Source organism: Synechococcus sp. WC101 (assembly GCF_047461555.1).
Classification (GTDB): domain Bacteria; phylum Cyanobacteriota; class Cyanobacteriia; order Thermostichales; family Thermostichaceae; genus Thermostichus.
In genome coordinates this window covers 1-2,967 of sequence record NZ_JANSHG010000220.1, presented here as the reverse complement: position 1 = coordinate 2,967, position 2,967 = coordinate 1, and the positions used below count along the sequence as shown (strand labels likewise).

General features: G+C 59.2%; 4 protein-coding genes. 1 reads left to right on the top strand and 3 read right to left on the bottom strand.

The genetic code is table 11. The annotated features are described in order from the left end of the window. Positions 1-190: 190 nt before the first annotated feature. The 3 genes from NW809_RS11680 to NW809_RS11670 form a co-directional block, all read right to left on the bottom strand. A complete protein-coding gene (locus tag NW809_RS11680; RefSeq protein WP_414402205.1) occupies positions 191-991 on the bottom strand; it encodes a hypothetical protein in 801 nt (266 codons plus the stop codon). A gap of 121 nt (positions 992-1,112) precedes the next feature. Then, a complete protein-coding gene (locus NW809_RS11675) occupies positions 1,113-1,847 on the bottom strand; it encodes a low-complexity tail membrane protein (RefSeq protein ID WP_011429339.1) in 735 nt (244 codons plus the stop codon). Positions 1,848-1,877: 30 nt separating this feature from the next. Further along, entirely contained in the window at positions 1,878-2,096 is a 219-nt protein-coding gene (locus NW809_RS11670) for an NAD(P)H dehydrogenase subunit NdhS (protein WP_011429338.1), read from the bottom strand. 105 nt (positions 2,097-2,201) lie between these two features. Between NW809_RS11670 and NW809_RS11665 the strand changes: the two genes are divergently transcribed. After that, on the top strand, positions 2,202-2,792 hold the full coding sequence (locus NW809_RS11665) for an FHA domain-containing protein (protein ID WP_011429337.1): 591 nt from the start codon (positions 2,202-2,204) through the stop codon (positions 2,790-2,792). The last annotated feature ends 175 nt before the right edge of the window (positions 2,793-2,967 follow it).

Sequence of the window (2,967 nt, the reverse complement as noted above, 5' to 3'; positions counted from 1 at the left end):
TGGCTGAGGGCTTGCAAATCCGGCACAGTCAGTTCCATAGGTCTGGCTTGGGTGTAACTGGACGCTGGATCCCCTACTGTGGATCTCTTCTTTAGGGTACGCGTCTCCCTCAGCTCTCCCAAGGCGGCTCAGGGCAGAGGGCACTGAGCTTTGCCGCAGAGCTGACTTACAAGCGCTGTTGGGATAGCCCCTAGCTCCAGGGATCGTCATCGAAGGGGCTGTCCGACCAGTAGCCGCCCGACTGGGGTGGAGGAGGCTGTTGGGATGGTGGGTAGCCGATGGGAGTAGAGGGCGGCGGCGTGGGGATGGGAGTTGGCTTTTCCATATCCTCAAGCCGCGGCAGGTCGGCGGGTTTGGGCTCAACACCGAGGCTCCTCAGCTTGGCCTGAGCTTCCTGTATCTGGGCGTTCAGCTCTTCCAAGTACGCCCGGTAGTGGTTGGCGGCTTCTAGGTATTGCTTGGCTTTGCGCTCGTTATCTTTGATGACGGCCTCTAGCTCTTTGTTGCGAACGGTGTAATCGGCCTCTTGGTTGGTGAGGTTTTCGATGGCCTGGTTGAGCACAGCCCGCCGGCGCTCCAGTTGGGCCACGATCTCCGACAGTTGCCGTTCGCGCTCGCTGAGGCTGCGCTCGCGGTTTTGCGTTTGCTCCAGTTGAAAGGCGGCCTGGCTCAGTTGTTCACGTAGGTACATCACTTGGGGTTCAGTCTCGTTGCGCTCCTGCTGCAACTCGAAGACCCGCGCTTCTAAGTTGTCTTTTTCCTGCTGCAGCACTTCCCGCTCGTTCAAAAGACGGGTGTAGAGCTGGTTGAGGAAGTCCACCTCCATCACCACCTGGCTGAGCTGGGTGGCGTATTCCCCAACCAATGCCAACTCCCGCGCGAGGTTTTGGGTTTCGCTGGTGGCTTGCTCGGTGAAAAACTGGGGAAGCTGGGTGGTTTCTCTGAGGCGTTGGGTGAACTGTTTAAAGCGGAAGGAAAAGTTGCTCGCCATTGCCGGTGCGGTAGCCTCGAAGATCAGGAGAACGCCGATGGTCAGACAACAGTCTGGATTCCATCCACTCTAGCATCGAGCTGCAGTTTCTTTGGGGTAGAAATCCGTCCCAGCAACCTGTCTAAGTGAAGTCAGGGGTCGTTTCCGGTGTGGCAGCCTCCCGTCCTTCGGATTCGGCATCTGAGCCGGCAGCTTCGGCTACTTCTACTTTACAGTCGAGTCTCTGATTTCCATCTTTTTGTGCCTGCGATGGGACTGCGGCAATCCGGCGCAGCAGCCGTTGCAACAGCGGGGTGTGGCGATCGCCAACAACGGAGAAGCGGCTCTCGATCTCCTCAGCAGGGATGGGATCCAGTTGGGCCAGCTCCGGCTCGCTGAGGAGAAGTACCCGTATTGCAGCAAGGGGGATCTGCAAGAACAGGTTGGCCCCCCAAAACCCGAAGGCGGCTATGGCCAGGCCGGCCAGACGGGTGCCGTTGCCAGGGGTGAGGGGGGCAAAGAGGGGGGCGAAGTCGTAGAGGCGCTCAAAGACTTCCAGCAGCAGGAGTGCCGCCAATAGCGTCAAGATCTTGTGTTCGGGGCTGAGGAAGGCAGCCAAGATGCGGCGTTGGTCGGGGGTGAGTTCCTCGGGAGGAACGGCGGCCACCCACAGGCTGAAGACATCGAAGGGCTTGCGCCACTGCATGGCAAAGACTGGACCAATGCCCGCCACGGCCACTGCGGCCTGCTCTACTCCCACCGACAGGAGAGGATCCCCGGTGGCCAACCCAATGACGGTTAGCCCAATCCACAAGGGGAAGAGGAGGATCCCGGCGGCATGGATCCAAAGGAAAGGTTCCTGCCAATGGCTGCGCATGGGGAAGTTCTAGAGGAAAGCGGAGCGGAGCTAGCGGCGGGACTTGTCCACCACTTCCAATTCCGAAAGGCGGAAGGTAACCAATTTATCCCAGTTGCCCCCCTCGAAGAGGACAGCGGCATGGTCGTCGGTAACCCGCTGTACTTGTCCTTCAAAGAGGTAGTAGGTATCGTTGGGATTGATGACCCGCACGGCCACGCCAGGGTAGATGGGGGGAAGTTCCTGAAGAAGGGAGGGAGTTGCAGTCATGGCGGCTGTTTACGATTCCTCGCGGGTGGCTAAGCCCTATCCTATCATTATGAAGGAAGGCCCTTCTTCTGCCGAACCTTTCTCTGGCAAAGCCAACCCCAAACGATGCCTGCTGACCCAGCGTCTTCCCCCTCCCAGACTTGGCATGTGCTGGTGATCGATGACGAGCAGGGACGGCGGGCTGTGGCCCTCAGTGCCGCCACCTATTCCATCGGCAGGGATCCCAGCAACGCCATTGTCGTCCATTCGGCGGCGGTTTCTCGGCAGCACGCGCTGCTCTTGCGGCTGCCGCAAAAGGGCGGTGGCTACACCTACCGGCTGTTGGACGGCAATATCGAAGGCAAGCGCAGCACCAATGGCATCTCAGTAAACGGGCAGAAATGTCTGAGCTGGGATCTCAAGGATGGGGATCAGATCCAGTTGGGGGATCAGGTGCGGATGCAGTATTGCATTCGCCAGTTGTCGAACGAAGAGTTTCAGCGGTATCTCCAGTCTGTCAGCTTTCGCAGCCTAAAGGCGGAGGTGGTGGATCGGCGCTCCACAACGATGCAGCGGTTTGACCCGCCCTCGATGCGGGTGATTTTGCCCCAACAGGAGAGGGCGGAGAAGGTTGAAGACGTGGGATCCCGCCGTCGCAACCCGCTGTGGCTGCTGTTCCAGACGCTCTGGGGACGTTTGGGGAGAAAGTCGAGGTGATTCAACTCTCAGGAATGCCCACCTGCTCTGAGTCTGAGCGAGCTGATGGGGTTTCGACGCGGTCTTGCTCTGATGCTTCTGCCTGCAGATCCAGGAGAGAAGGAGGAGAGTCTACTTCCCCGATCAATACTCCCCGCAGCCAGAGGGGGGCGATAAAGGTGGTGGCGATCACCAT

Excerpts from the sequence above, each read along its gene's own strand:
- NW809_RS11680 (WP_414402205.1), bottom strand. The coding sequence starts at position 991 with ATGGCGAGCAACTTTTCCTTCCGCTTTAAACAGTTCACCCAACGCCTC.
- NW809_RS11675 (WP_011429339.1), bottom strand. The coding sequence starts at position 1,847 with ATGCGCAGCCATTGGCAGGAACCTTTCCTTTGGATCCATGCCGCCGGG.
- NW809_RS11670 (WP_011429338.1), bottom strand. The coding sequence starts at position 2,096 with ATGACTGCAACTCCCTCCCTTCTTCAGGAACTTCCCCCCATCTACCCT.
- NW809_RS11665 (WP_011429337.1), top strand. The coding sequence starts at position 2,202 with ATGCCTGCTGACCCAGCGTCTTCCCCCTCCCAGACTTGGCATGTGCTG.